Below are 22,320 nucleotides of genomic sequence, written 5' to 3' on the forward strand. Positions count from 1 at the left end.
GGCCTGGCGGAGGGTGGGCCGAAGACTTGTCATGGAAAGTTCATGGAGCGGAGCGAGGAGCCTGGGCGAACGGAAACACGACGGCAGCCGGATTTCAGCCACCGTCATGCCAGGTCACTCATGGACGCCCTTTGCCGTTGCAGACGGAGGGATTGTTGATCGCGAGATTTTCGCTGGTACCAGTGATGAAGGCGCTCATGATGGCGCTCTTCCAGGAAGCGACCAGGGGTACGAAACGGTGGTCAGCTACCGCTCTATTTGTAGTGGTGCCGCCATAATGCTGGGTAAGGAAGGCACGCAGGTCGGCGGCAACAGTGGCATCCTTGTAGCACTGGCCAAAGACAAAGTTGGTATAGCCGACGATGGAGTAGCCTGCGTTCGGGTTGACGAAGACCGGTATCCACTTGCTCGGATCGGCGCGATCTGCAGCGACACCCGGCGGAGCCACGCTACGAACAGCGATCACGCGATTGGCTTGAGTAGGGAGCAAGCCATTCACTCGCGCGATCTTTGAATTGTCGCTCAGGTCCACACCATCAGGCCCCTCATAGCCGATCGAGCCTGACACATTGTCGACGGCATTCCTGACACTTTCATAAGGCTGTACTGCCACCCAGTTGCTCGGCAGCGCACCGCCGGCCGGCAGACGGGCGTTCGTGAAGATCGAGTTGGTGGCGAAGCGAGTCGGGCAGACCGAGTTCAGGTGGCGGGTCAGCAACTCGGTGGCTCCACTGCCGCCCCGCTGGTAGACGATACGAATCGGCGTACGGTCGGCGGGGTTCCCCAATAGTTGCCCCCAAGTGACCTTGGCGCCGGAAAAGGCATCGCAGAGCTGGGCACTGGTCAGGTTCAGGTCGGTAATATCGGGCTTCTTGTAAGGAATGGTTACTGCGGTACCCGCCAATGGAATCTGGATCAGTGGACCATATGCGCCTCTATAGTTGGTTGAATAGGCGCTCAGTTCGCTGCTACTCAAGATCGAGTCACTACCAATGTAGTGGACGGTGCCGGTAGTAGCGCCAAGCAGCATGGGGTTATTCATCAGGAAAGCGGTCTTGCCAATGCCGCTGCCGCTTGCGGCATAGCTGAAGTTGATTGGCAGGATGCTGTCGGCAGAACCTTTGTACAACTTGGCCGGCATGGAAGCACCACCGCCGGTCACCGTAGCGCCCAGCGTTGTATGACTGGTCAAGAGCGTCAGAGCAACGACGCCAAACATTGGCTTGAGCAGGAAAACCTCCTGGGTTCCCCACAAGAAAAAAGACCGGCAGCCATAGGGCTGCCGGTCCTCGTATCGATTCGCCTAGGCGAAGCGCTTACGGGCGGCCTTTGGTGTTGCAGACGTTGGTGTTGCCGATGGCCAGGTTTTCGCTGGTGCCGGTGTAGAAGGCGCTCACGATGGCGCTCTTCCAGGCCGGAGTCAGCGGAATGAAGCCATGGGCGGCAACTGCGGCGTTGGTGGTAGTGCCACCGTAGTGCTTGTTGATGAAGGCGCGGACGTCGGTGGAAACGCTGGCGTCCTTGTAGCACTGGCCGAAGACGAAGTTGGTGTAACCGACGATGGAGTAGCCGGCGCTCGGATTGGCGAACACCGGAACCCACTTGCTGGGATCGGCACGGTCGGCGGCGTTGGCCGGCGGAGCCACGCTGCCCAGGGCAGTGGAAACGTTAGCCTGGGTCGGCAGGTTGCCGTTCACACGGGAAACCTCGGCGTTGCTGTTGATGTTCACCGCATCCGGGCTGACATAGCCGAGGGAGCCGTTGGTTGCCTTGACGGTCGACACCACGGTGGAAGTGGCGGCGACGCCAACCCAGTTGCTCGGCAACGTACCGCCGGCCGGCAGACGGGCGTTGGTAAAGGTCGAGTTGGTGGCGAAGCGAGTCGGGCAGATCGAGTTCAGGTGGCGGGTGAACAGTTCGGTGGTGCCGCTGCTACCGGTGCGGTAGACGATGCGGATCGGCGTGCTGTCGGTAGTGCCCAGCAGTTGACCCCAGGTGGTCTTGGCGCCGGAGAAGGCGTCGCAGAGTTGGGCGCTGGTCAGGTTGAGCGTGGTGTTGCCGTCCTTGCGATAGGGCACGGTGACCGAGGTGGCTACCGACGGGATCTGGATCAGCGGACCATAGGTGTTGTTGTAGTTGGTGTTGTAGGTGGACAGCTCGGAGCTGCTCAGGACCGAGTCGCTACCGGCATAGTGAACGGTACCGGTGGTGCCGAACAGCGAGGAGTTGTTGGTCAGGAAAGCGTTCTTGCCGGTGCCGCTGCCGGTCACGGCATAGCTGAAGTTGGCCGGCAGGATGCTGTCGGCGGAGCCTTTGTACAGCTCGGCCGGCAGGGAAGCGCCACCGCCGGTGACGGCCATGGCTTGGGCGGATACGAGGGCGGCCACGCTCAGCGAGGCAGCGATCAGAGAGCGCTTGAACATGAAGAATCTCCTTTCATCGTGGTGTTGGTACGTTGAGGAAGTCGTCTTGCATGAGGCGGCGCCGTGCTTGCCGGGCTTTGCATCCCTAGCCGGTCGAAGGGGCCGCTGGGGATAAAACTCGCAAGTTCCGGTGACAGATCGGGGAAAAAATCTCGGGAGCATCGAATTGTTTTCGCAGCCTTTCCTCGGGTGTTCGCAGGCTCTGCGCCGGGCCTTTTCGCGGGACCTGCGAGGTTCCGCGAGCGCCTCCCGGCGGCCGGCCCGCGACGGCCATGGCGCTCCCTCGGGGCAACCTCGCTGAAACATGCACCCGAGCCCTGGCGAGAGGCCACACGGGTTGATGACAGCGAGAGGAAGGCCTGCTTGCACAGGCCCCTCCCGTAGGGCGGATTACGCCAGCGGCGTTATCCGCCGATACCTCTCTTCGGAAGACTGCTGAGACGCCCCATCCCCACGGCGGATAGCCGCGAGCGGTTAATCGCCCAGCACGGGAAGGGCTTGTTCAGGTACGGACTACTGGACCAGTTGGTTCATCTCGATGATCGGCATCAGCACCGCCATCACGATGGTCAGCACCACCCCGCCCATGACCACGATCATCAGCGGCTCGAGCAACGCGGTCATGCCCATGGCGCGGCGCTCGATGTCGCGCGACAGGGTCTGCGCCGCGCGGTCGAGCATCGGCGGCAGCGCACCGGTCTTCTCGCCGCTGGCGATCAGGTGGGTGAGGATCGGCGGGAACACCTGCCGCGTGCGCAGCGCCGAGGCCAGCGAGACACCTTCGCGAACCTGCGCGGTGGCCTCCTCCACCGCCTGCGCGAGGCAGTCGTTGGCCAACGTCTGGCGCGCCGCATCGAGCGCGCGCAGCAGCGGTACGCCAGCGCTGCCGAGGATCGCCAGGGTGGAGGCGAAGCGCGCGGTATTCACCCCGAGCACGAAACGACCGAGCAGAGGCAGGCGCAGCACTCGCCGGTGCCAGCCGAGCCGCGCCTGCGGGTCGCGCAGGTACAAGCGCCAGCCCCAGTAAGCGCTACCGATGGCGCCGGCGCAGAGCCAGCCCCAGGCGCGCACGAAGTCGCTGGCCTGGAGCATCGCCCGGGTCAGCGCCGGCAGGTCCTGGCGCGCCTGGGAGAAGGCGCTGACCACCTGCGGCACCACGTAGCCGAGGAGGAAAATGACGATGCCGATGGAGACCACGCCGACCACCGCCGGGTAGATGAACGCGGTGAGGATCTTGCCGCGCAGGGCGTTGCGTTCCTCGATGTAGTCGGCCAGGCGCTCCATCACCTGGGCCAGGTCGCCGGACTCCTCGCCCGCAGCCACCAGCGCCCGGTAGATTTCCGGGAAGTCCCGCGGCCGTGCGGCAAGGGCGTCGGCCAGGCGCATGCCGCCGCGTACGTCGCTGCGCACGGCGCTCAGGGTCTGGGCGATGTGCTTGCGCTCGGCCTGGTCGAGGGTGGCGCTCAGCGCCGCCTCCAGCGGCAGGCTGGCGGCCAGCAGGCTGGCCAGCTGGCGGGTGGCCCATGCCAGGTCGCCGTCGGACAGGCGCGGGGCGAACAGCGCGCCCGCCCCTTGCCCGGTCCCGCCGCCAGCCTGCTCGCGGACCTCCAGCGGGGTCAGGCCGCGGGCGCGCAGTTGGCCGAGGGCGCCACGCTGGCTGTCCGCCTCCAGGGTGCCGGTCTCGATCCGGCCCTGGGCGTCGGCGGCTTCGTAACGGAAGGTCTGCATCAGGCGTCCCGGGTCACGCGGAGGATTTCCTCCAGGGTGGTGGAGCCGCTGGCGATCCAGCGCTCGCCGTCCTCGCGCATGCTGCGCATGCCGGCCGCGCGGGCGGCTTCGCGGAGATCCTGCTCGGCGCGGCCCTGGTGGACCAGGCGGCGGATCTCGTCGTCGATCACGAACAGTTCGTGGATGCCGGTGCGCCCGCTGTAGCCGGTCTGGTTGCAAGCCGGGCAGCCGACCGCGCGCCAGCCGCCGTCCTCTTCGACCCGGCAATGCGTGCACAGGCGCCGCACCAGGCGCTGGGCGAGTACGCCAAGCATCGACGAGGCGAGCAGGAACGGCTCGACCCCCATGTCCACCAGCCGCGTCACTGCCGACACCGCGTCGTTGGTGTGCAGCGTGGCCAGCACCAGGTGCCCGGTGAGCGAAGCCTGCACGGCGATCTGCGCGGTCTCCAGGTCGCGGATCTCGCCGATCATGATGATGTCCGGGTCCTGCCGGAGGATCGCCCGCAGGGCTACGGCGAAGGTCATGTCGATGCGCGCGTTGACCTGGATCTGGCTGATCCCCGGCAGGTCGTACTCCACCGGGTCCTCGACGGTGAGGATGTTGCTGGTGCTGGCGTCGAGCCGCGCCAGGGCGGCGTAGAGGGTGGTGGTCTTGCCGCTGCCGGTGGGCCCGGTGACCAGCACGATGCCGTGCGGCTGGCGGATCAGGTTGTCCAGCGGCGCCAGCACGCCGGGAGCCATGCCCAGGGTCTCCAGCCTCAGGCGTCCGGCCTGCTTGTCCAGCAGGCGCATCACCACCCGTTCGCCGTGGCCGGTGGGCACGGTGGAGACGCGAATGTCGATCGGCCGCCCGGCTACCCGCAAGGCGATGCGGCCGTCCTGGGGCAGGCGTTTCTCGGCGATATCCAGCTGCGCCATGATCTTGATCCGCGACACCAGCGCCGCGTGCAGCGCCTTGCGCGGCGCGACCACGTCGCGCAGGGCGCCGTCGACGCGGTAGCGCACCACCGAATGGGTCTCGAAGGGCTCGATGTGGATGTCGCTGGCCTCATCGCGCGCGGCCTGGGTCAGCAGCGCGTTGATCATGCGGATCACTGGCGCGCCATCCTGGGTGTCGAGCAGGTCGGTAACCTCGGGGATATCGTCCATCAGGCGGTCGAGGTCGACCTCGCTCTCCGCCGCGCCGACCACCGCCGCGGCGCTGCCGGTATCGGAGTAGGCGCTGGCCAGCAGGGTGTCGAGCTCGTCGTCGCGGACGCTCTCCAGGCTGGCCAGCGCATGCCGCTGGCGCACCTCGCTGATCGCCCAGCCGGGCGTCCGCGGGCTGACCAGCAGGGTCGCGCCATGCTCGCCCGGCCGCAGCAAGGCGCGCTGCGCCTTGGCCCAGGCGTAGGGCAGCAGGCTCATAGCGGCGCCGCCTCGCCCAGCGGTACCGCGCGCAGCGGCCGCGGGCTCGGGCGCAAGTCGTAGGCGGCCTGCGGGATGCCCTGCTGCGCCGGCGGCAGCACCGGAGCCTGCATGTCGCCGACGCTCCAGTCGTGGCGCGGCTGCACGCGCTGCTGGGCGCGGCGGATGAAGTCGTAGCGGTTGAGGGTGATGCTGCGACCGGCGGCGGCGTCGCGGACGATGTAGGGACGCAGGAAGACCATCAGGTTGGTCTTGGTCCGCGAGCGCTTCTGGTAGCGGAACAGCGAGCCGACGCCGGGGAGGCTGGAGAGTCCGGGAACGCCGTCGGTGTTGTCCTGCACGTTGTCCTGCAACAGGCCGCCGAGGACCATGATCTGGCCGTCGTCGAGGAGGATGCTGGTATCGATCGCGCGCTTGTTGGTGACCACCCCGGCGGCGGTGCTGGCGCGCTCGTCGACGCTGCTGACCTCCTGGTAGACGTCGAGCTTGACCGTTCCTCCCTCGGAGATCTGCGGACGGATGTTCAGCTTCAGGCCGACGTCCTCGCGCTGGATGGTCTGGAACGGGTTGTTGCTGGTACCGCCGCCGTCGGTGACGTACTGGCCGCTGACGAAGGGTATGGTCTGGCCGACCATGATGCTCGCCGACTCGTTGTCCAGGGTCAGCAGGTTCGGGGTCGACAGGACGTTGGTGCCGCCGCGGCTCTTCAGCGCCCGGGCGAGCACCTTGAGGTCGAGGATCTTGCCGATCCCGGGGATGTCCACGGTGCCATCCACCAGGCCGATGTTGAGCCCCTTGGGCAACACGTCGATGGTGTTCTTGCCGGCCGTGTTCAGCGCCGACTGGCCGAAGTTGACCCCGCCGAACACGCCGTTGCCGCCGAGGTTGCCGGCCTGCCACTGGATGCCGAACTCGCTGGAGTCGTCTTCGCTGACCTCGACGATCAGGCTTTCGATCACCACCTGGGCGCGGCGCTGGTCGAGCAGGTCGATGACTTCGCGGAGGTTGCGGTACAACGGCTCGGGTGCGGAAATCAGCAGGGTGTTGGTGGTGGCGTCGGCCTGTACGGTGACCCCGCCGGCGGAGAACGCCGAGTTCTCCTCGCCCATCGCACCGGGTCCGGCGCCGCCCTGGCCGCTGCCCATCGCACCATAGGCGCCGCCGCTGCGGTTGCTGCCGCCCAACCCGCTGGAACCGCTGCCCGTGGTATTGCCGCTGCTCCCCAGGCCCTGGCTACCAGTACCGCTGTTGCCGCCACCGAGCATGCCGCCGCCGCTCAGGCGCGCGCGCTGCTGGTCGCCCTCGTTGCCCTCGCCGCCGCTGTCGCCGGTGATCAGCCCGCGCAGTGCCTGGGCCAGGCGGGTCGCCTGGGCGTTGCGCAAGTAGACCACATGGAGGTTGCCGGGATTGCTTTGCACGCTGTCCAGCTTGCCGATCAGGTCGCGCGCCAATTGCGTGCGCTCGGGGCTCGGCGAGCGGATCACGATGCTGTTGGAGCGTGGGTCGGCGAGCACCACGGTCTTCTGGCCCTGCTCGGCGCCGCCGCTGCCCTGGCTGTCGAGCAGTTCGGAGACGGTGCTGGCGATGTCCACCGCGATGCCGTTCTGGATCGGTACCACGTCGGTGTCGCTGGCGCTGGGGATGTCGATGCTGGCGATGATCCCGGCGACCCGGTCGAGGTTTTCCGCGTAGTCGGTGACCACCACGGTGTTGTTCCCCGGATAGGCATTGATCGGGTTGTTCTGCGCGACGATCGGGCGCAGTACCGGGATCAGGTTCACCGCGTTCTCGTAGCGCAGGCGGAAGGTCCGCGTGACCATGCCGTTGGCCGCCGGCCGGTCGGCGCCGTAGACCGGCCCGCCGAGCAGCTTGGCGTCGGCCTCCGGCACCACCTGGCTGACCCCGTCGACGTCGACCACGCTGAAGCCCTGCAAGCGCAGGGCGCTGGTGAGCATGCGGTAGGCGGTGCGCGCCGGCACCTGGCCTTCGGAAACCAGGGTCAGCTTGCCCTTCACCCGCGGGTCGACCAGGAACTGCCGGCCGGTGGCGCGCGACAGCGCGCGCACCACCGCTTCCACCTCGGTATCGACGAAATTCAGGCTGACCGGCTGCTCGCCGAGTTCGGCCGCTGCCGCTGAGACCGGAGCCACGCCACCGGAGCGCGCTACGCCGCGTCCGGCACTCAGCGCGCGGCGGGCCTGCTCGGCCTGGGGCCGCTCGCGGACGTCGGCGCTGCGCAACGGCGCACCGGAGCGGACACTGCTCAGCGGCCGGCCAACTTCCTCGTCGGCCGGGGGCACGCCGGGGACCTTCGGCGTCTCGCTACACGCCGCGACCAGTAGCGCGCCCAGCGCCACGCCCAGTACAGGCCAACGACGCCGGGCATGGTGGAAAGCTGATTGCCTCATGGGGAATCCTTGGGAGCGGAAGTCGACTGCAAATGGATCGAGGCGGACACCAGCCCGCCGGACAGCTCGTTCGAAGAGCCGGAGCGCTCCTCGGAAGGAGCGTCGAGACGCGTCACCTGCGCCTCGCTGACGCTCAGGCGCAACGCTGCCGGGCTGCGCGCCAGCCAGCGCAGCAAGGCCTCGCCGGACACGCTGGCGAAGTCCAGTTGCCATTGGCCCGGTTGCGGGGCGTCCAGTTGGAAACCATCGAGTCCCTGATCGCGCAGGCTGCGACGGATCGCCTCGGCGTCCGCCGTACCGCTCAGGGTCGGACCGCGCAACGCCTCGACCTCACGCAACACGCCGTCCACCGCCGCGGCCTGCGCACGCAGGCGCGGCAGCTCGGCTTGCCAATGCTCGATCCGCGCCAGCGGCGGATCGACGAACACTTGCCAGGTCAGCGCCAGGCATAGCGCCAGGCCACCGCCGGCGAGAATCTTGCGCTCGCGCGGCGCCAGTTGCCGCCAGTAGGCCTGCAACCGCAGCAGCAGGGGACTCCAGCGCTGCGCCGGGGTATTCAGCAGGCCCGCCAGGCGCTTATTCATCTTCATCGGCAGCCGCCTCGGCAGTGCCACTGTCTGCCGCGCCAGCGGCCGGCGCTGGCGGCGCTTCCATGGCGCGCACCTGCCAGCCCTTGTCGGAGGCATCGGCCTGCAACCCGTGCTTGCCCAACTCGCCCTGCCAGGCAGCGGCATCGCCGCCTGGCGGTCCCGGCAGCAGCTCCAGGTCCAGTTCGCCGGCGTGGTAGTCCAGTCGTTGCAGGCGTCCGGCGAGGAACGGCATCGCCTCGCCGGCGCCATGCAGCAGCGCGGCCAGCCCCGGTACGGCATCGCCATCGGCCTTGCCGGCCAGATAGGCGTCGCGTCGCTCGCGAGCCTGGCGCAGCGGATCGAGCACCACCGGCAGTTCCGGGAAGGCCTGCTGCACGCGTTGACTGCTCTGCCGTTGCAAGGACTGGCCCTGCCCGGCCAGTTGCCCGGCGTACAGGTTCAGGCCGGCGACCCACACCAGCAAGGCCAGGGCAGCGCAGAACAGGGGCATCTTCCAGGTGCCGTTGCCGGCGCTCGTCGCCGGCGCTTTCAGCGCCAATCCCCACGGACTGGCGGGCCCGCTCCAGCGCAGCGCTTCGTCCAGCATCTCGGCCCGCTCCAGGGCTGCGGAGCGCCACGCCGGACGCTCGCCCAGCCAGAACAGCCGCAACTCCTGCGGGACCTCAGCGAGGCCCTGCTCCGGCAAGGGATGGACCACAGCGTCGCTCAGCGAGCGGCGCAACAGCAGATGGCCGTCCCACTCGCCGGCCACCCAAGCGTCATCGCGCAACGGCAGGAGGAACGGCGCGGCCTGCACCTCCCGCACGTCGAGCCGCAGCCGCTGTACGGCCTGCTCCAGCGAGGCCAGCGCCGACGCCTCCAGCCACCCCAAGGTCAGGCGCCCGTCGGCGCCGCGCGGGCCGTGGGCCAGGCGTAGCTGCGCCGGATCGCCGAGGACCAGCGCCTCGGCCGCACAGTTCACCGCGGCGGCAAGCTTCGCCGCAGGCAGCGCCGGCAGTTCGAGACTGACCAGGCGGCAATCGCGCGGATGCAGGAACAGCGCCACCGGCAACCCCTGGCGCCGCCGCGCCAGTTCCGCGAGCGAGACCTCGATTCGTTCCTGCACCGCGCCGCGCGCATCCAGGCGCAAACAATGCAGCGGCGCCGCCTCGGCGAACTCGCTCAGCGGCGGCAGCAGGCAACGCCAGGCGGCCTTCATGAGCCCACCCTCATCCAGTTGACCGCCGTGCTTTCACCGGCCTTGCGCTGCACCAGGGCTTGCAGGCGCACCTCTTGCCGGTCGCGCCGAGCATAGGCGGTGAGCAGGAACCAGTCGCTGGTGATCCCGACCTTCACCGACTGCGCCTGCAATTGCGGCATGTTCAGGCGGTTGACGAAGTCGCCGCGATTGAGGAACCAGCGGCCCCGGTCGCGCTCGCCGAGCACCCGCCGCGCCTGGTCCAGCCCGAGGCCGGGGACACAGGCGGCGAGCACTTCGGCGCGCGCGGTGTTGCCGTTGATCCAGGTGGTTTCGGGCAGGATGGTGACGTAGGGCCGCAGGCGTTCCAGGGTCGCCGGCGGAATGCCCAGCCGGGCCAGGTCGTCGAGACGCCTGAGCGCCGGCATGCGCGCCGGAAGCGCACGCAACACGGCGCCCGGCGAAGTCTCGCGGCCGCTGTCGAAGCCTGCGGGTTGCGTCTCGGCCGGCGGCGCTTCGGCGGGCAGCCGTGCATAGGAATCGAGTACCCGCTCGACGATCAGCCGCGTCTCCTTCGGGCGCACGCCGAGCAGACCGGCGAGGCGTTCGAAGTTCGCTCGCTCCTGGAGATCGGGGCGCTGGTCGACCAACAGGTTGCGCAGGTTGAACTTGCCCTGCTCGTCTTCCAGTTGGCCGTTGAACGGCAATTCGGCGCTGCTCAGACGCAAGCCACGCATCGGTTGCGCCCAGCGCTGGTCGAGGCGGGTCAGCGGGTCGCGGCGGCTGTCCTCGAGCAGCAACTGGCGGCTCCATTCCAGGCCGCCGCGCAGCATCCAGCCGGCCTGGATGCGTAGCTGCTCGCTTTCCAGGGCGCGGATGAATGCGCTCTGGCGGGCGATCAGGCCGGCGGCTATGACCGCGACCACGGTGACGATCAGCAGCGCGCTGATGATCGCCATGCCGCGCTGGCGATGACCGTTCATGGCGCGCTCAGAGCTGCCAGGAGCCGATGTCGGCGTTGATGCCCTCGCCGCCCGGCTGCCCGTCGGCGCCGAGGGAGAACACGTCGATCTCACCGTTCACGCCGGGATTCAGGTACTGGTAGGGCTTGCCCCAGGGGTCGTTGGGCAGGCGCTCCAGGTACGAGCGCCAGTTGCTCGCCGAGGTATCGGCAGGGCGCTCCGCGAGCACCTTCAAGCCCTGCGCCTGGCTCGGATAGCGGCCCTGGTCGAGGCGGTAGAGCTTGAGCGCCTGCATCAGCCCGGAGATGTCCTGGCGCGCCGCGGTAGCGCGGGCCTGGTCGGGACGGTCGAGCACCTTGGGCACCACCATCGCGGCGAGGATGCCGAGGATCACCACCACCACCATGATCTCGATCAGGGTGAAGCCCCGCTGTCCCCGATGTCCTTTCGGGCTGGAGCTGAACTGCACGACATCCATCTCGACACTCCTCGGCATGGTTCGATTCGCCGCGGATTGTTTCAGGAAGATATGTCAACGATATTGAAAATCCTCGGGTGCGCCGCTCTTCCGGAGGCGCCCGCAAGGCCCTGGAGCCGGGCTTTCCGGCAGGCGCCGGGGATGGCTCGCGGGAGCGCCCTCCCGAGCTTTTGTCAGGGATCGGTCAGATTTCCCGGCTAGCCTGGAAGTCCCCTTTCGCCGACCTTTCCGCGATGTCCACGCGCCTGTCTTCCCGCGGTTTCACCCTGATCGAAGTGCTGGTCGCGCTGGCCATCGTCGCCATCGCCCTGGCCGCGGCGATCCGCGCGGTGGGCCTGATGACCGACGGCAATGGTCTGTTGCGCGACAAGTCGCTGGCCCTGCTGGCAGCGGAGAGCCGGCTCGCCGAGCTACGCCTGGGCGTCGGCACGGCTCCGGGAAACAGTGATTTCGAATGCTCCCAGGGCCGCCTGCGGTTGTACTGCGAACAACGCGTCGAGGCCACCGACGACCCCGCGCTACTGTGGGTGGAAATCCGTGTGCGCACGCAGCGCGAACAGGCGGTGCCGCTGGCGCGCCTGAACACCCTGCTGAGCCGCTCCCGGTGATCTCAACCGCGCTTGAGGGTATCCAGCGGCGGCGGTTCGGCGAGCCGCTGCATGGCCACCCGGCGAACCTCGCCGTTCTGCTCGATGAGTACCGCGTCGGCCTCTATCCGCCGCACCTTCGCCGCACGTGCCAGGACCTCGCCCTCGCGATAGGCCTGGGCCGGCGCGCCGTTCACCGAGAGGATGGCGATCGCCGCGGGACCACCGCTGATCAATCCCGCCAGTTGCACCTCGACCTCACTGGAAGGCGTCGCGAACCAGCGTTGAGCGGCGCCCTCGCCGCTGGGCGGCGGAACGTCGGCGACCTCGGCCTGGACCACGCCGGGAATCGGCGCCAGCAACAGATAGCCCCAGAACAGCAGGCCGGCGAGGATCGCCAGCACGGCGGCGAACTGGACCAGGCGGGGCGGATCGATACGGGGCATGGCCGGCATGGCGGGCTCTCCTGGCGTCTGGGCGACGGGCGCCACGAACGGCGCCCCGGCACCAGCCTAGCGCGGAATTCTCTCCGTTATGTTTCACACGCCGATCATCTTCGTCGGGCACTCTGGAAACCTCTCTCTTCGCGGAGCGGCATCCGGTGAGGCGACCCCGGCAAGGCGGTTTCACCCTGATCGAACTGATGGTGGTGCTGGTAATCGTCGGCATCGCCACGGCGGCCATCAGCCTGAGCGCTCGCCCCGACCCGACGGGCCTGCTGCGCCAGGATGCCGCGCGCCTGGCGCGGTTGCTGGAAATAGCCCAGGGCGAAGCGCGGGTACGCGGTACGCCGATCCTCTGGCAGCCCAGCGCCAAGGGCTATCGCTTCAGCCCGCAGGCCTATCGCGGCAAGACCGACGCCTTCGCCGCCGACACCGAATTGCGCGCGCGCGACTGGCAGGCCGCGCCGCTGCGGGTCAGCGTGCGCCCGCCGCGACCGGTGTTGCTGGACGCCGAATGGATCGGCGCGCCGTTGCGGATAACGCTCTCCGACGGCCAACACAGCGTCACCGTGCTGCGCGAGGCGAACGGCCATGTCCGGGTACGCTGAACGCGCGACGACGCGGCGCCGGCAAGCCGGCTTCACCCTGATCGAGGTGATGGTCGCGATCATGCTCATGGCCATCGTCAGCCTGATGGCCTGGCGCGGCCTGGACAGCATCGCCCGGGCCAGCGCGCACCTGGAGGACAGCACCGAGCAGGGCGCCGCGCTACTGCGCGCGCTGAACCAACTGGAGCGCGACATCGCCCTGCACAGCGCCATCCGGGAGGAGTCCGGCCTGCCCAGCGGCGACGAGCCGATCCGGGCCGGCGACAGCCTGCCGCCCGGACTCGCACTGAAGCGCCTGAGCGAGATCCCATTGCGCCTGGACATCGTCCGCGCCAGTACCGAGCCAGGCGCGCCGCTGCAGCGCGTGCGCTGGTGGCGACAGGGCAAGGTCCTCTACCGCGCCGCCTCGCCCAGCGGCGACCGCCTGCCGTTGCCGCCGCTGGCGGAGCGGGTGGCTGTGCTGGACGACGTGAGTCGGTTCGAGATCCGTGCCTGGGTGCCGGGAAAGGGCTGGACGCGCCTGCCGGCACGCAGCAAAGTCCGCGCCAGCGGACTGGAGATCAGCCTGGCGCGGGTCACCCGCAACGGCGTGGAGCGCTATCGACGGGTGGTGGCCCTGCAATGAAGCGGTGGCTCAGCCGAGCAGCACCACCCCGCCCGGCAGGCGGGTGGCCTCGATGCCATAGGCATCGCGGATCAGGGTCGCCACGTCGGCCAGTTGGTCGAGGCTGAAACGGGCCTGGACCCGGCGTCGGCCAAGGGCCTTGTCCAGCAGCAGGAGCATGCCGGGACGGTAGCGGTTGATTTCGTCGATCACCGTGGCCAACGGTACGTCGTTGAACACCAGCATGCGCTCGCGCCAGGCCATCACCTCGGCAACGTCGAAAGGCACCGGCGGACCGTTGCGTCGCTCGTCGAAGGTCAGCTGCTGGCCGGCCTGGAGGTCCAGGCGCTGGCCGAGGTGTTCGAGCCGCACGCTGCCCTCCAGGCAGGTCACCACGCAGACGTCACCGCTGCTGCGCACATTGAAGCGGGCCCGGCTGGCGCTCAGCCAGGCGCTCCCGGCCATCACCCGCAGGCTGCTCTGCGGCGGGTGGCTGGCGATGATCTCGGCCTCGCCGCCGAGCAGTTCGATGGTTTCCTGCTGCTCTTGATTGCGCCGCACGTTCAGGCGGGTGCGGGTGTTCATCTCGATCCGCGTCTCGCCGCTCACCTGCACCTGGCGTTGCTCGCCGACCGCCGTGACGTAGTCGGCGCCGCCCAGGCCATGGTCGAGCAGCGACGGGCGCAAGACGAACAACGCCACCGAGGCGGCCAGCGCACCGCCGACGAACCAGCGACGACCGAAACGCCTCGGCGCGATCTGCGCCACGGCCGGCGGCTCCAGCGGCAGAGCGGCGGCACTGCCGAGTGCCTGCCAGAGATCGCGCGCCTCGACGAACGCTCGCAGGTGTTGCGGGCTGCGCGCACACCACTGGCGGAAGGCCCGCGCGTCGCCCTGGGTGACGCGTCCGGAGGTCAGGCTGATCACCCAGGCGTGCGCTTCGTGGCGAAGGTCGCCGGTTTCATCGGCGGCGGAGTCTGAGGCTGTCATGACTGTGCTGTACGGACACCGGAATGGCTCATGGGATGGATATGGCGGCGGTTTTCCACCTGCTTATGCTTATGACGGTTTTCCGGCCCCGGGACCGAACCTCTGGATGACTTTTCTTTCCAGGCGCTCCGCGCAGAACCACAGGGCGGCCTTGAGTTCCTTCTCCACGGTGCGGGTGGAAATGCCGAAGCGACGGGAGATTTCCGCATGCGGCGTCTCCTCCAGGCGCGAGGCGATGAGAATCTGCCGGCGCCGCGCCGGCAGTTCGCAGAGCGCCTCCAGCAGGCGACGGATCTCGGCGTGACCGCCGACGATGCGCTCCGGGTCGAGGCCTTCGTCGGCCACCTGCAACAGCTCCGCCACCTCCTCCCCGGTGAGCAGGCGGGCGTCGCCCTCGCGGCGGTCGGCGGCAATGTTCAGGGCAATACGGAACAGGTAGGCCTGGGGCTTCTTGACCTCCAGGGCATCATCCAGCCGGTCGACTCTCAGGTAGGTTTCGTGCAGCACGTCGCACGCCAGGTCCTCGGAGCCCAGGCGCCGTTTCAAGCGCGCCTTGAAGTCGTCGTAGGAGGCGAGGAACAGCTTCACCATCGCGCTTTGCCGCGAATCGCTCATGACCCTCCCACTCCCTCCGTCAGCTTGCATTCCATGGCCTTGCCCGTCGTCTTCGGCAGCAACAGGATGGTCAGCGGCTGGGCCAGCGTAGCGGGCGTCGCCTGCATCACCCGCACGCCGCGCAGGCTTTCCACCAGGGCGCTGTCCCGCTGCGGGTCGCCGGTCGAACCGAGCAGGCGACTGTGGCGAACCTCGCCGAAGCGACCGATCCAGAGTTGCAGCACCGCGCGATAGGTACCCGGACGAGTGCGCGGCGAGCGGCACAACTGTTCTTCCAGCGCCGCCTGGACCGCTCCCGCGTAGCGCCGATCCAGCGGCTGCTCGACCTTCGGCATCTCTGCCGGCAGCGGCGCAGCGTTCCTGACGGCCTGCGCCGGCAGCAGGGTGAACGCTTCCTGGCTGGTGTAGCGCGCCATCAGGCCGGTTCCGCCGAGCAGTCGGGTCAGGGCGTCGCTGGCGGTGAAGCGCCCCTGCAAGCGGGCCGAGCGCCGTCCACGAGCCAGCTCGCCATCCACCAGAACCGCCATTCCCGTCACCCCGCTGTAGGTCACCAGCGCCGATGCCAGGCTCTGCGGAGGAATATCGAACGCGTGCACCGCCAGGCGCAACGGCGGCCTGCCGCCATCGCCCGGCACGGCGCCGGACGCCGGCAGCAGCATGCCGAGACCGAGCAACGACACTGCGCACGACCTTGCCACCCCGAGGATCGACATCAACGGATTCCAGTCCGAACTACCCGGTTCAGGCCAGATGGCCATCACCCAGGAGGGACATCCTGATGGCACTGTGTGACTGTGGTGTGACGGTACCTGCGGTGACATGTTTTCACCGATTGCCGTATAAGCGGGAAACCACCATCCCAGCGCGGGAGAATCGCCATGCACCGTTCATCGCAGGTTCTGCCGGCCCTGATCCTGGGCCTGGCCATGAACGCCACCCTGGCCGACGAGCCGACGCCGCCGGCGAACTGCATCAACACCGAGGTCAACGGCTACCAGGCTTTGTCCTATGAATGCCTGAGCCAGCAGATGACCGATCCTGACAGCGCGGCCAGGACCCGCCGCGAACAGGAGCTGGATTCCGCCGCCATCGTCCGGCGTCCGCCAAACCAGCTCGGCCTGTACAACCAATCGGCGACGCGCATTCGCCTGGGCACCTCGTTCGGCAACTCAGTGGAAGCGCAGCGGCCGCCTCGCTAAGGGTCTCCGCAGGTCCGCGCTCCTGGCCGGCGGCGCAAGACAGAAAACCCCGGCAACCAGGCCGGGGCAATCGTCGTCGGCGAGGTTGGCCGCCGATCAAAGGACAAGGAACGCCCCTCAGGCGAAGGTACGCTCCAGCAGGTCGCCGAAACGATTGAAGGCATCGCTGGCGCCCTTGGCGGCCAGGCGCTCTTCTTCCTCGTTCAGCTCGATGCCGTCGAGGATCGCCACGAAGCTCTTCCAGCCTTGCGCGCGGCCGCCTTCCGGTTCGGCCAGATGGCGGGCGCCGAAGTTCTCGTCGAGTTCGAGCGCGGCGGCTTTCTTGAACAGGAACGCAGCGCCCAGCTTCGAACCTTCGGAAACGAACAGCCAGCCCAGTGCCTCGGCCAGGCTCAGGTCGGCCTCGCGCACGCTCTGGTCGCCCTCCGGCACCGGATGGCCGAGGTCCGCCAGGTCTGCACGAGCGGCGTCGTCGCGGGCGCGGGAAGCCAGGCCGGGGAACAGGCGGGCCAGCGCTTCGTTGCGATAAAGCGGCTCCAGGTCATGCTGGAAGAGGTACTGGGCGGCGACGAAGCGGGCGAAATTGTCCCGGCTGGCGAAGGGTTCCTTGCTTTTCACCAGGCTCTCCAGGCGCTGGTGCGGCTCGTTGGTCAGCAGGTTGAGGCGTTGCGAACGCAGGTTTTGCCGAGTGGATTCAGGGGCCAGGGTATCCATAGGGGAATTCCTTTCGAGGGACGGAACGCACTGGGCCGACATAGCGCGCCCAGTATCAATAACGATTCTCAATTATATTCGTTATTGAATCTCAGTGTCACATGAAAGGATGCCGACCGACTGCCATTGACCAGAAAAGGACTACAGCAAATACTGTATTTACATACAGCATTCGAGTTATTTCCTTGGCCTCCCTTTCATCCGTAGCCGACATCTCCCCACCCGCAGCCGTCGCCGGACGAGGCAATGGCATAGCGCTGAGTGCGCTGCTCGACGCACGTAGGATCTGGAAAGGCCAGTCCGCCGTACCGGCCGGCGCTTCCCTGCCCACCGGGCATGCGCGCCTGGACGCACTGCTGCCCGGCGGCGGTTGGCCGGAGCATGCCCTGAACGAAATCCTCCATGCCCGCGACGGTGTCGGCGAACTGCAACTACTGATGCCGACCCTCGCTCGCCTGACCCAGGCGCAACGTCGTGTCGTCCTGGTCGGCGCCCCCTATGTACCTTATCCGCAGGCCTGGCTGGCCGCCGCGGTCGACCTGCGCCACCTGGTCCTGTTGCAGGCCAGCGGACGCGACGCCTTGTGGGCTGCCGAACAGTGCCTGCGCTCGGGCAGTTGCGCCGCAGTGCTGTGCTGGCCGCAGCAGGCCGACGACCGCGCCCTGCGCCGCCTCCAGGTCGCCGCCGAAAGCGGTCAGGCCCTGGGTTTCGCCTATCGCCCCCTGCGCGAAGCGGTCAACCCTTCGCCGGCAGCGCTACGCCTGTGCATCGAAACCCGCCCCCCACGCCTGCGCATCCTCAAGTGCCGGGGCGGCCTCGCGCCGGCGACCGCCCTGCCGGCCAGCGCCTGGCAATGAGGCGGCCATGCTCTGGGCTTGCATTCTCCTGCCGCAACTGGCCATGGACAGCGCGCTGCGTCAACGGAGCAATCCCGACGCACCGCTGGCGCTGCTCGGCGGCCCAGCGCAGCGCCGGCAGTTGCAGGCGGTCAACCCAGCGGCACGCGCGCTCGGCCTGAAGCCCGGTCAATCGCTGATCGCCGCCCAGGCCCTGAGCCGGGACTTCGCCACGGCGGAATACGACCTCGCCGCCGTGGAGCGCTGGCAGGCCTTCCTCGCCGCCTGGGCCTACGGTTTCAGCTCGCAGGTCAGCCTGCACTATCCGCGTGCGCTGCTGCTGGAAGTGCAGTCCAGCCTTGCCCTGTTCGGCCCCTGGCCACGCTTCGAGGCCCGCTTGCGCAAGGAACTCACGGCGCTGGGCTTCCGCCATCGCCTGTGCCTGGCGCCGAACCCGGTGGCGGCGAGGGTCCTGGCGAACAGCCACGACGGCCTGGCCATCGAGGACGAGACAGCGCTGCAACGCCAGTTGTCCGCCCTTCCGCTGGACCGCCTGGGACTCTCGCGGGAGCTGGCCGTCGCCCTCGGACGCATGGGACTGCGCCATCTGCGCCAGGTCCTCGAGTTGCCGCGCGCCGCCCTGGCCCGTCGCTTCCCGGCCGAACTGCTGTTGCACATCGACCGCCTCTGCGGCCGCAGCCCACTGGCGCTGGAGCACTACCGGCCGCCGGACACCTTCGACCTGCGCATCGAACTCAATTTCGACGTGGAATCGCACCAGGCCCTGCTCTTCCCCCTGCGACGGCTGAGCGCCGATCTCGCCGCCTTTCTCGCCGGACGCGACAGCGGCGTGCAGCGCTTCACCCTGCATCTGGAGCATCACGGGCGCGCCGACAGCCAGGTCACGGTCGGCCTGCTCAGCGCCGAACGCGAGGCGGCCATGCTCTTCGAACTGACCCGCGGCCGTCTCGAACAGCTGCAACTGCCCGCCCCCGTGCATGCCGTGCGCCTGGAGGCCCGCGAGCTGCCCCCCTTCACGCCGCAGCACCGCGAACTGTTCGACGAGCGCCCACAGCAGTATCTCGGCTGGGAACAGTTGCGGGAACGCCTGCGCGCGCGGCTGGGCGACGAGGCGGTACAGGGCCTGAGCGCCGTCGCCGAACACCGTCCGGAGCGAAGCTGGCGGCCGCACAGCTGCGACAGGGCGCAATCGCCGGCAGCCTGCGGCCTCCGACCCGGCTGGCTGCTGGCGGAGCCACGCCTCCTCGGCGAGGCCTTGCCCACCGTGCTGACCGGCCCGGAGCGGATCGAGTCGGGCTGGTGGGATGGCGAAGACATCCGCCGCGACTATTACCTGGTGGAAACCCGCAGCGGACAACGTGCCTGGGTCTATCGCGAGGTCGGTAGCGAGGGGCCGCTGTGGCTGCATGGCTGGTTCGCATGAGCGCCTACGCCGAACTGCATTGCCTGTCCAACTTCAGCTTCCAGCGCGGCGCCTCCAGCGCCACGGAACTCTTCGCCCGTGCAGCGCGCCTGGGCTATCGGGCCCTGGCGATCACCGACGAATGCAGCCTGGCCGGTATCGTACGGGCCTGGCAGGCGGCGCGGGAGCACCAGGTACAACTGATCGTCGGCAGCGAAATCCGCCTCGAACAGGGGCCCAAGCTGGTCCTCCTGGCGGAGGACCTGGAGGGCTACCAGAACCTCTGTCGCCTCATCACCCGCGGCCGGCGACAAGCCGACAAGGGCCACTACCGGCTACTGCGCGAAGACCTGCAACAGCCGCTCGCCGGCCTGTTGGCGATCTGGTTGCCGAACGACCATGAGGACGAGCAGGTTGCCTGGCTCCGCGAACGCTTCCCCCAGCGCCTTTGGCTGGGCGTCGAGTTGCATCGCGGCGCCGATGACGATGCCCGCCTGGACAAACTGCTCGCGCTCGCCTCGCATCTCCGGCTACCGCCCGTGGCCTGCGGCGACGTCCACATGCACGCCCGCGGCAGGCGAGCCCTGCAGGACTGCATGACAGCGATCCGCAACCATCTGCCGGTCAGCGAGGCCGGCGCCTATCTCTTCCCCAACGGGGAACGCCACCTGCGTACCCTGGAGGCCCTGCAGGGTATCTACCCGCAAGCCCTGCTGGCGGAAACCCTGAAGATCGCCGAACGCTGCCGGTTCGATCTGGAACAGCTGAAATACCAGTATCCACGCGAATTGGTACCGGCCGGACACGACCCGGCGTCATGGCTCCGCCATCTCACCGAACAGGGCATCGCCAGGCGCTGGCCGAACGGCGCGAGCGCCAAGGTCCGCAAGCAGATCGAGAGAGAACTCGAGCTGATCGCCGAACTGGGCTATGAAAGCTATTTCCTCACCGTGCAGGACATCGTCGCCTTCGCCCGGGGCCGGGAAATCCTTTGCCAGGGCCGCGGCTCGGCGGCCAATTCAGCAGTGTGCTTCGCCCTCGGCATCACCGAGTTGGACCCGGACCGGACCAACCTGCTGTTCGAGCGCTTCCTTTCCCGCGAGCGCAACGAACCACCGGACATCGACGTGGATTTCGAACACGAGCGCCGCGAGGAGGTCATCCAGTACGTTTTCACACGCTACGGACGCCAGCGCGCGGCGCTGACCGCGGTGGTCAGCACCTACCACGGCGCCGGCGCGGTGCGCGACGTAGCCAAGGCCCTGGGTCTGCCGCCCGAGCAGGTCGACGTCCTGGCCAACTGCTGCGGCCGCTGGAGCGACCAGGCCCCCAGCGCCGAACGCCTGGAAGAGGCCGGCTTCGATCCGCAGAGTCCGATCCTGCGCCGGGTGCTGGCCCTGACCGACGAGTTGATCGGTTTTCCGCGCCACCTCTCGCAGCACCCCGGCGGCTTCGTCATCTCCGAACAGCCATTGGACACCCTGGTCCCGGTGGAGAATGCCAGCATGGCCGAGCGCACGGTGATCCAGTGGGACAAGGACGATCTCGACGCGGTCGGCCTGCTCAAGGTCGACGTCCTCGCCCTGGGCATGCTCAGCGCCCTGCGCCGCAGCTTCGACCTGATCCACGCGCTGCGCGGCGGCAAGCGGTTGAGCATCGCCAGTATCCCGAGCGAAGACCCGGCCACCTACGAAATGATCAGCCGCGCCGATACCATCGGTGTGTTCCAGATCGAATCGCGCGCACAGATGGCCATGCTGCCACGCCTGCGCCCGCAGAAGTTCTACGATCTGGTGATCCAGGTCGCCATCGTCCGGCCGGGGCCGATCCAGGGCGACATGGTGCATCCTTACCTGCGCCGGCGAAACGGTGAAGAGCCGGTGGCCTATCCATCGGCCGAACTGGAGAAGGTCTTCGAACGTACCCTGGGCGTCCCGTTGTTCCAGGAACAGGTCATGGAACTGGCGATCGTCGCCGCCGACTACACGCCGGGCGAGGCGGACGAACTGCGTCGTTCGATGGCCGCCTGGAAGCGTCATGGCGGCCTGGAACACCACCGCGAGCGGCTGACCCGGGGCATGCTCGCCAACGGCTACGAGGCCGACTTCGCAGCGCGCATCTTCGAGCAGATCAAAGGCTTCGGCAGCTACGGTTTCCCTGAATCCCACGCCGCCAGCTTCGCCCTGCTCACCTACGCCAGCAGTTGGCTGAAACGTCACGAGCCGGCGGCCTTCGCCTGCGCCTTGATCAACAGTTGGCCGATGGGCTTCTACAGCCCCGACCAGTTGCTCCAGGACGCCCGCCGCCACACCCTGCAGACACGCCCGGTGGATGTCCGCCACAGCGGTTGGGATTGCAGCCTGGAGCCGTTCGGCCAGGCGCAACCGGCCATACGCCTCGGCCTGCGGATGATCCGAGGCTTTCGCGAGGAGGATGCCAGGCGTATCGAGCAGGTCCGGGAGGCCGAGCCGTTCCTCGACGTGCACGATCTCGGCCGACGCGCCAGGCTCGACGCCCGGGCCCTGGAGTTGCTGGCCGATGCCGGCGCCCTGCGCGGTCTCGCCGGACACCGGCACAAGGCGCGCTGGGCCGTCGCCAGCGTCGAGCCGCAATTGCCACTGTTCGCCGAAGGGACCGTCATCGAAGAAACCACGGTCAGCCTGCCGCTGCCTTCGCGCGGCGAGGAACTGCTGAGCGATTACGCTCTCCTCGGCACCACCCTCGGCCCGCATCCGCTGAAACTCTTGCGTGGACAGCTCAAGGCCCGCCGCTGCCGCGACTCCCGCGAACTGGCGAAACTGGGACATGGACGACCGATACGGGTCGCCGGCCTGGTGGTCGGCCGGCAGCGCCCACAGACCGCCAGCGGCATCACCTTCATCACCCTGGAGGACGAGTTCGGCATGCTCAACGTGGTGGTCCGGCACGACCTCGCCGAACGGCAGAGGCGGCCATTCCTCGAGTCCCGGCTGCTGCAGGTGGAGGGCATCCTGGAGTCCTCCGGCGAGGTGCGCCACGTCATCGCAGGGCGCCTGCATGACCTGACCCCTCTACTCACCGGCCTGGACGTCCGCAGCCGGGATTTCCATTGAGACAAAGAAAAAGGCAGCTCGAGAGACGAGCTGC

The 22,320-nt window shown here is 68.2% G+C and carries 21 protein-coding genes; 7 read left to right on the top strand and 14 right to left on the bottom strand.

The window, feature by feature from the left end; all coding sequences use genetic code 11:
- Positions 1-118: 118 nt before the first annotated feature.
- The 9 genes from AC1RB9_RS22165 to gspG form a co-directional block, all read right to left on the bottom strand.
- A complete protein-coding gene (locus AC1RB9_RS22165; RefSeq protein WP_058343018.1) occupies positions 119-1,231 on the bottom strand; it encodes a substrate-binding domain-containing protein in 1,113 nt (370 codons plus the stop codon).
- 85 nt (positions 1,232-1,316) lie between these two features.
- Complete coding sequence (gene lapA, locus AC1RB9_RS22170) at positions 1,317-2,423, bottom strand: alkaline phosphatase LapA (RefSeq protein WP_003455131.1); 1,107 nt, start codon at positions 2,421-2,423, stop codon at positions 1,317-1,319.
- Between the two features lie 513 nt (positions 2,424-2,936).
- On the bottom strand, positions 2,937-4,151 hold the full coding sequence (gene gspF / locus AC1RB9_RS22175; protein ID WP_003112721.1) for a type II secretion system inner membrane protein GspF: 1,215 nt from the start codon (positions 4,149-4,151) through the stop codon (positions 2,937-2,939).
- Positions 4,151-5,560, bottom strand: coding sequence for a type II secretion system ATPase GspE (gene gspE / locus AC1RB9_RS22180; protein WP_003120811.1), 1,410 nt, complete (start codon positions 5,558-5,560; stop codon positions 4,151-4,153). The genes gspF and gspE overlap by 1 nt, the downstream gene beginning before the upstream one ends.
- Positions 5,557-7,968 (bottom strand): type II secretion system secretin GspD, encoded by a 2,412-nt coding sequence (gene gspD, locus AC1RB9_RS22185; RefSeq protein WP_033873738.1) that lies wholly within the window; start codon positions 7,966-7,968, stop codon positions 5,557-5,559. The genes gspE and gspD overlap by 4 nt, the downstream gene beginning before the upstream one ends.
- Positions 7,965-8,558 carry a type II secretion system protein M gene (locus tag AC1RB9_RS22190; RefSeq protein WP_003112724.1) on the bottom strand — a complete coding sequence of 198 codons (594 nt, stop codon included), beginning with the start codon at positions 8,556-8,558 and terminating at the stop codon, positions 7,965-7,967. The genes gspD and AC1RB9_RS22190 overlap by 4 nt, the downstream gene beginning before the upstream one ends.
- Positions 8,545-9,756, bottom strand: coding sequence for a type II secretion system protein GspL (gene gspL / locus AC1RB9_RS22195; RefSeq protein ID WP_003455145.1), 1,212 nt, complete (start codon positions 9,754-9,756; stop codon positions 8,545-8,547). Before gspL ends, AC1RB9_RS22190 begins: the two co-directional genes overlap by 14 nt.
- Positions 9,753-10,718, bottom strand: coding sequence for a type II secretion system minor pseudopilin GspK (gene gspK / locus AC1RB9_RS22200; protein WP_003106847.1), 966 nt, complete (start codon positions 10,716-10,718; stop codon positions 9,753-9,755). The genes gspL and gspK overlap by 4 nt, the downstream gene beginning before the upstream one ends.
- Positions 10,719-10,725: 7 nt before the next feature.
- Complete coding sequence (gene gspG, locus AC1RB9_RS22205; RefSeq protein WP_003455147.1) at positions 10,726-11,175, bottom strand: type II secretion system major pseudopilin GspG; 450 nt, start codon at positions 11,173-11,175, stop codon at positions 10,726-10,728.
- 233 nt (positions 11,176-11,408) lie between these two features.
- Here gspG and gspI point away from each other — a divergent pair, with 233 nt between their 5' ends.
- The gene (gene gspI, locus AC1RB9_RS22210) at positions 11,409-11,783 is read left to right on the top strand and encodes a type II secretion system minor pseudopilin GspI (RefSeq protein WP_003455149.1); all 375 of its coding nucleotides are present in this window, start codon (positions 11,409-11,411) and stop codon (positions 11,781-11,783) included.
- A 2-nt stretch (positions 11,784-11,785) separates the two neighbouring features.
- On the opposite strand, the gene AC1RB9_RS22215 is transcribed toward gspI, so the two are convergent.
- Positions 11,786-12,217, bottom strand: coding sequence for a type II secretion system protein N (locus AC1RB9_RS22215; RefSeq protein WP_003455151.1), 432 nt, complete (start codon positions 12,215-12,217; stop codon positions 11,786-11,788).
- 146 nt (positions 12,218-12,363) lie between these two features.
- Here AC1RB9_RS22215 and gspH point away from each other — a divergent pair, with 146 nt between their 5' ends.
- Both gspH and AC1RB9_RS22225 read left to right on the top strand, forming a co-directional pair.
- Positions 12,364-12,813 (top strand): type II secretion system minor pseudopilin GspH, encoded by a 450-nt coding sequence (gspH, locus tag AC1RB9_RS22220; protein ID WP_003106853.1) that lies wholly within the window; start codon positions 12,364-12,366, stop codon positions 12,811-12,813.
- A complete protein-coding gene (locus AC1RB9_RS22225; RefSeq protein ID WP_003455154.1) occupies positions 12,797-13,438 on the top strand; it encodes a PulJ/GspJ family protein in 642 nt (213 codons plus the stop codon). The genes gspH and AC1RB9_RS22225 overlap by 17 nt, the downstream gene beginning before the upstream one ends.
- Before the next feature lie 9 nt (positions 13,439-13,447).
- Here the strand turns inward: AC1RB9_RS22225 and vreR are convergent, their stop codons facing one another.
- The 3 genes from vreR to vreA form a co-directional block, all read right to left on the bottom strand.
- Entirely contained in the window at positions 13,448-14,407 is a 960-nt protein-coding gene (gene vreR / locus AC1RB9_RS22230; protein WP_003455163.1) for an anti-sigma factor VreR, read from the bottom strand.
- Between the two features lie 69 nt (positions 14,408-14,476).
- Positions 14,477-15,022, bottom strand: a complete 546-nt coding sequence (gene vreI / locus AC1RB9_RS22235) for an RNA polymerase sigma factor VreI (RefSeq protein WP_003085329.1) — start codon at positions 15,020-15,022, stop codon at positions 14,477-14,479.
- Positions 15,019-15,735 carry a TonB-dependent outer membrane receptor VreA gene (vreA, locus tag AC1RB9_RS22240; RefSeq protein ID WP_003120815.1) on the bottom strand — a complete coding sequence of 239 codons (717 nt, stop codon included), beginning with the start codon at positions 15,733-15,735 and terminating at the stop codon, positions 15,019-15,021. The genes vreI and vreA overlap by 4 nt, the downstream gene beginning before the upstream one ends.
- 165 nt (positions 15,736-15,900) lie before the next feature.
- On the opposite strand from vreA, the gene AC1RB9_RS22245 reads away from it, so the two are divergent.
- Positions 15,901-16,221, top strand: a complete 321-nt coding sequence (locus tag AC1RB9_RS22245) for a hypothetical protein (protein WP_003455167.1) — start codon at positions 15,901-15,903, stop codon at positions 16,219-16,221.
- A gap of 117 nt (positions 16,222-16,338) precedes the next feature.
- On the opposite strand, the gene pigA is transcribed toward AC1RB9_RS22245, so the two are convergent.
- The gene (pigA, locus tag AC1RB9_RS22250; protein ID WP_003085321.1) at positions 16,339-16,935 is read right to left on the bottom strand and encodes a biliverdin-producing heme oxygenase PigA; all 597 of its coding nucleotides are present in this window, start codon (positions 16,933-16,935) and stop codon (positions 16,339-16,341) included.
- A 251-nt stretch (positions 16,936-17,186) separates the two neighbouring features.
- Between pigA and imuA the strand changes: the two genes are divergently transcribed.
- The 3 genes from imuA to dnaE2 are packed head-to-tail and all read left to right on the top strand — an operon-like array spanning position 17,187 to position 22,286.
- Positions 17,187-17,792 carry a translesion DNA synthesis-associated protein ImuA gene (gene imuA / locus AC1RB9_RS22255; protein ID WP_031628694.1) on the top strand — a complete coding sequence of 202 codons (606 nt, stop codon included), beginning with the start codon at positions 17,187-17,189 and terminating at the stop codon, positions 17,790-17,792.
- Positions 17,793-17,799: 7 nt separating this feature from the next.
- Positions 17,800-19,215 carry a Y-family DNA polymerase gene (locus AC1RB9_RS22260; protein WP_003455174.1) on the top strand — a complete coding sequence of 472 codons (1,416 nt, stop codon included), beginning with the start codon at positions 17,800-17,802 and terminating at the stop codon, positions 19,213-19,215.
- Positions 19,191-22,286 carry an error-prone DNA polymerase gene (dnaE2, locus tag AC1RB9_RS22265; protein WP_073666958.1) on the top strand — a complete coding sequence of 1,032 codons (3,096 nt, stop codon included), beginning with the start codon at positions 19,191-19,193 and terminating at the stop codon, positions 22,284-22,286. The genes AC1RB9_RS22260 and dnaE2 overlap by 25 nt, the downstream gene beginning before the upstream one ends.
- Positions 22,287-22,320: the final 34 nt, after the last annotated feature.

The sequence above is a fragment of the Pseudomonas sp. 20-5 genome (assembly GCF_056782835.1).

What these genes read in the sequence shown, in the direction of transcription:
- lapA (WP_003455131.1), bottom strand. Translation starts at nt 2,423, where the DNA reads ATGTTCAAGCGCTCTCTGATCGCTGCCTCGCTGAGCGTGGCCGCCCTC.
- gspF (WP_003112721.1), bottom strand. Translation starts at nt 4,151, where the DNA reads ATGCAGACCTTCCGTTACGAAGCCGCCGACGCCCAGGGCCGGATCGAG.
- gspE (WP_003120811.1), bottom strand. Translation starts at nt 5,560, where the DNA reads ATGAGCCTGCTGCCCTACGCCTGGGCCAAGGCGCAGCGCGCCTTGCTG.
- gspD (WP_033873738.1), bottom strand. Translation starts at nt 7,968, where the DNA reads ATGAGGCAATCAGCTTTCCACCATGCCCGGCGTCGTTGGCCTGTACTG.
- AC1RB9_RS22190 (WP_003112724.1), bottom strand. Translation starts at nt 8,558, where the DNA reads ATGAAGATGAATAAGCGCCTGGCGGGCCTGCTGAATACCCCGGCGCAG.
- gspL (WP_003455145.1), bottom strand. Translation starts at nt 9,756, where the DNA reads ATGAAGGCCGCCTGGCGTTGCCTGCTGCCGCCGCTGAGCGAGTTCGCC.
- gspK (WP_003106847.1), bottom strand. Translation starts at nt 10,718, where the DNA reads ATGAACGGTCATCGCCAGCGCGGCATGGCGATCATCAGCGCGCTGCTG.
- gspG (WP_003455147.1), bottom strand. Translation starts at nt 11,175, where the DNA reads ATGGATGTCGTGCAGTTCAGCTCCAGCCCGAAAGGACATCGGGGACAG.
- gspI (WP_003455149.1), top strand. Translation starts at nt 11,409, where the DNA reads ATGTCCACGCGCCTGTCTTCCCGCGGTTTCACCCTGATCGAAGTGCTG.
- AC1RB9_RS22215 (WP_003455151.1), bottom strand. Translation starts at nt 12,217, where the DNA reads ATGCCGGCCATGCCCCGTATCGATCCGCCCCGCCTGGTCCAGTTCGCC.
- AC1RB9_RS22225 (WP_003455154.1), top strand. Translation starts at nt 12,797, where the DNA reads ATGTCCGGGTACGCTGAACGCGCGACGACGCGGCGCCGGCAAGCCGGC.
- vreR (WP_003455163.1), bottom strand. Translation starts at nt 14,407, where the DNA reads ATGACAGCCTCAGACTCCGCCGCCGATGAAACCGGCGACCTTCGCCAC.
- vreI (WP_003085329.1), bottom strand. Translation starts at nt 15,022, where the DNA reads ATGAGCGATTCGCGGCAAAGCGCGATGGTGAAGCTGTTCCTCGCCTCC.
- vreA (WP_003120815.1), bottom strand. Translation starts at nt 15,735, where the DNA reads ATGTCGATCCTCGGGGTGGCAAGGTCGTGCGCAGTGTCGTTGCTCGGT.
- AC1RB9_RS22245 (WP_003455167.1), top strand. Translation starts at nt 15,901, where the DNA reads ATGCACCGTTCATCGCAGGTTCTGCCGGCCCTGATCCTGGGCCTGGCC.
- pigA (WP_003085321.1), bottom strand. Translation starts at nt 16,935, where the DNA reads ATGGATACCCTGGCCCCTGAATCCACTCGGCAAAACCTGCGTTCGCAA.
- AC1RB9_RS22260 (WP_003455174.1), top strand. Translation starts at nt 17,800, where the DNA reads ATGCTCTGGGCTTGCATTCTCCTGCCGCAACTGGCCATGGACAGCGCG.